Origin of the sequence: Nonomuraea sp. NPDC049784, assembly GCF_040659615.1 — a bacterium.
Lineage (GTDB): Bacteria > Actinomycetota > Actinomycetes > Streptosporangiales > Streptosporangiaceae > Nonomuraea.
Genome location: NZ_JBFAMX010000889.1, coordinates 1 through 3,166 on the forward strand (window position 1 = coordinate 1; position 3,166 = coordinate 3,166).

3 protein-coding genes are annotated in these 3,166 nt (G+C 69.4%); 1 reads left to right on the plus strand and 2 read right to left on the minus strand.

What is annotated here, in order from left to right; all coding sequences use genetic code 11:
• Nucleotides 1-139: 139 nt before the first annotated feature.
• Together AB0J09_RS60490 and AB0J09_RS60495 are read right to left on the minus strand one after the other, a co-directional pair.
• Nucleotides 140-898, minus strand: a complete 759-nt coding sequence (locus AB0J09_RS60490; RefSeq protein WP_360712890.1) for an MHYT domain-containing protein — start codon at nt 896-898, stop codon at nt 140-142.
• A gap of 120 nt (nt 899-1,018) precedes the next feature.
• Nucleotides 1,019-1,888, minus strand: a complete 870-nt coding sequence (locus tag AB0J09_RS60495) for an MHYT domain-containing protein (protein ID WP_360712891.1) — start codon at nt 1,886-1,888, stop codon at nt 1,019-1,021.
• A 114-nt stretch (nt 1,889-2,002) separates the two neighbouring features.
• On the opposite strand from AB0J09_RS60495, the gene AB0J09_RS60500 reads away from it, so the two are divergent.
• Complete coding sequence (locus AB0J09_RS60500) at nt 2,003-3,100, plus strand: DUF5931 domain-containing protein (protein ID WP_360712893.1); 1,098 nt, start codon at nt 2,003-2,005, stop codon at nt 3,098-3,100.
• Nucleotides 3,101-3,166 lie beyond the last annotated feature (66 nt).

Consider the following 3,166-nt stretch of genomic DNA (forward strand, 5'->3'; position numbering starts at 1 on the left):
CGACAGCTATCTGGCCGGCCTGCACCTACGCGGAGCCGTCTTATGGATCCGAAGCCTCCGGCCAGCCTGAAGATCCGAACTTCGTACACGCTCTAGTCGGCGGCCCACTACGCGCCGCAAGCCGTACCTAGGAGATAGCTCAACCGCGGGGCGTGCCGAAGAGATCCACTTCCGGCACGCCCTCGTCGTTGTCGCGCAGCCGCGCCCTGAACGCCGCCTCGCTGCGGAGTTCCTTCTCCGAGGGCGACAGGATGATGGTGAGCAGCAGGCCCACGGTGATCACGCTGATACCGACGATCAGCGGCAGGAGAAGGTCGATCGCCCTGGCCCCGGAGAGGGGCTCCAGCTCCGGGTGCGTGGTCACCGACATCGAGTACATCCCCGTGTAGTGCATGCCCGAGACCGCCACGCCCATGACCAGCGCCGCACCGCCGATCTTGAGCGCGCCCCTGACCCGCAGCGTGAACCAGAGCGACACGGTCGCCGCCGCGATCGCGATCAGGACGGAGAAGGAGACGATCGCCGGGTCGTAGGAGACGTGGGCGGACATGTTCATAGCGGCCATGCCGAGGTAGTGCATGCTCGCCACGCCGCATCCGGTCAGGACGCCGCCGCCGAGCAGGAACCCCAGTCGCTCGCCGCCATAAGAGGCGAGGAACAGCCCCATCCCCACGACCACGACCGCGATGAACGCGGACAGGGCGGTGAGCGGGACGTCGTAGCGGATCACCGAACCGGCCACCGAGAAGCCCAGCATGGCGATGAAGTGCATGGTCCAGATGCCCGTGCCGCCTATCGCGAGGGCCGCCCCGACCAGCCAGAATCTGCCCTCGCGCCCGCCGGCCAGGCGGGCTCTCGAGGTCAGCAGCAGTCCCAGCATGGAGCCCACGCTGGACATGATGTACGCGAGAACGGGCGTTAAGAGCCCAAAAGAGAAATGATCGATCGGCGACATGACCCCCACCCATCCGTTACGCACCGATAAGGGAGTATGAACAGGGAGTTGTCGCCCGCGCAACTACCTTCTTCTGCGTGCCTGCATGGGCTGGCGCGGCTGGGGCATCGGCGCGACCGGCGCGGGATAGGTGAGCTGCTGCTGCTGCTGAGCGGTACGACGGCGCAGCTCCAGCTTGGCCACCAGCTCCGCGTCCTCGTGCAGCTCCTCCTCCGACGGCGAGAGGATCACCATGAGCAGCATGGTCAGCGTGATCAGGCTGATCACGGTCATGAGGGGCACGAGGAAGTCGAGCGCGTCGGCACCGGAGACCATGCCGGGCTCGGCGTCGACCGTGACATGCATCGCGTACATGCCGGTGTAGTGCATACCCGACACGGCGACGCCCATGACGAGGGCGGCGAGGGTGATCCAGATGGTCTTCTTGACCCGAAGCGTGAACCACAGCGCCACTGTCGCGGCCACCACCGCGATGACGACAGAGGCGGCCACGGTGACGCGGTCATAGGAGACGTGGGCGGACATGTTCATCGCGTACATGCCGAGATAGTGCATGGAGGCCACGCCGAGACCCGTCAGCAGGCCGCCGCCGAGCAGCGCCAGGACCCGGCCGCCACCGTACGAGACCAGGAGCAGACCGGTGCCCACGACCACGATGGCCACCAGAGCCGAGGCCGCGGTGAGCCACACGTCGTACTTGATCTGGGTGCCCTGCACCTGGAAACCCATCATGGCGATGAAGTGCATGACCCAGATGCCGGTGCCGCCGATCGAGATGGCCGCGCCGAGCAGCCAGCGCACCCGGGCACCGCCGCGCGAGGCGTGCGCCTGTGCGGTGAGCCGCAGGCCGAGCATCGAGCCGATGCACGACATCACGTAGGCGAGCAACGGCGTCAGCAGACCGTAGGTGAAATGATTAACAGCGGTGGTCATCTATCGGTTCCTTGAAATTAGGGGTCCCCGGATTGTTTCATCCGACATGTCCCATTCGCATGGATACCACGACTATCTGTCAACCCTCCCTGTCGGAAAACATGAGAGGGACTCATGGCTATCGAGGGGCCGTTCTGGCGCGCGATCGCGGTCTTCCGCATCGCGTCGCTCGTGTACGCGGCCGCGCTGATGGCCCAGTACCGCGGCTACGAGCACCCGGTGCTGGGCTGGCTGGTCATCGGCGTGATGGCGCTGTGGACGGCGGGGGCGACGTTCGCCTACTCGGCCGAGTCCCTGCGCCGGTGGCCGCTGCTGGCGATCGACCTGCTGGTGACGATGGCGTGCCTGCTCGCCTCCCCGTACGTCGAAGGCGCCAGCCAGGGCGCGCAGGGCACCATGCCCGTCCCCGCCACCTGGGTGGCCGGTCCCGTGCTGGCCTGGGCCGTGCACGGGGGCAGGCGGCTGGGCGCGGTGGCGGCGGCCGTCGTCGCGGCGGGCGACCTGTGGCTGCGCGTCCGCACCCATGAGGCGCCCATCCTGATCAACGGCGCCGTCCTGCTCTTCCTGGCGGGCGTCGTGGTCGGCCACGTGGCCCGGCTGGCCAGGCAGGCCGAGGAACGCATGCAGCGGGCCATCGAGATGGAGGCCGCCCAGCGCGAGCGCGACCGGCTGGCCCGCGACATCCACGACTCGGTCTTACAGGTCCTGGCGCTGGTTCAACGGCGCGGGCGGCAGATCGGTGGCGAGGCGGCCGAGCTGGGGCGCCTGGCGGGCGAGCAGGAGGCCGCCCTGCGCGATCTCATCACGGCCGGCCCGCCGGCTTCGGGCGCGACGGACCTGCGCTCCCTCCTGCTGCGGTACGGCTCGCCCGAGGTCACGGTGTCCACCCCGGCGACCCCGCTGGTGCTGCCGGCCACGGTGGCTCAGGAGGCCGCGGCGGCGGTCGGTGCGGCCCTGGACAACGTCCGCGCCCACTGCGGCCCGGGGGCCCGGGCCTGGGTGCTGGTGGAGTCCGGCGAGGGCACGGTGACCGTCAGCATCAGGGACGACGGGCCGGGCATCCCGGACGGGCGCCTGGACGAGGCGCTCGCCGACGGCCGCATGGGCGTCGCCTGGTCCATCCGGGGGCGCGTGGCCGAGCTGGGGGGCGAGGTCTCGATCGTGAGTGTCCCCGGCCAGGGCACCGAGGTCGAGATCACCCTCCCCTCCTGACCTCCGCCCGTGTCGGCCACCGCCTTGGGAGCGTCGCCCACCTGGCGCCCGCCGACCTGCGCACGC